The organism is Cupriavidus sp. SIMBA_020 (assembly GCF_046535395.1).
Classification (GTDB): Bacteria; Pseudomonadota; Gammaproteobacteria; order Burkholderiales; family Burkholderiaceae; genus Cupriavidus; species Cupriavidus campinensis.
Genome location: NZ_JAWRWU010000722.1, coordinates 1 through 267, shown reverse-complemented (window position 1 = coordinate 267; position 267 = coordinate 1). Strand labels below are relative to the sequence as shown.

The window sequence follows — 267 nt, the reverse complement described above, 5'->3', positions numbered from 1 at the left end:
GTGGATCCTCACGCACCAGCGCCACAGCAGCATCGTGAGCAGCGCCGCGCAGACGAGCACGCCGATCAGAAAACCCGTCGGCGGCAGGATCGTGCCCGAGAGCGCCGCCACCAGCACGAACACGCCGATCATCGAGACGGCCGGCACCAGTTCCGCGATCGCGTGGCGCAGCGCGCGCGTGAAGCGCCCCGCCTTCTCCGGCTGCACGCTGACCTCGGCGAGCATCAGCGCGAGCGTCGACGACATCCCCGAGTAGTTCGCGACGAA

1 pseudogene is annotated in these 267 nt (G+C 69.3%); it reads right to left on the bottom strand.

Features of this window, described 5'->3' with window-relative positions:
* Positions 1-267, bottom strand: a pseudogene (locus SB751_RS31225) (cation/H(+) antiporter); the annotation flags it as partial.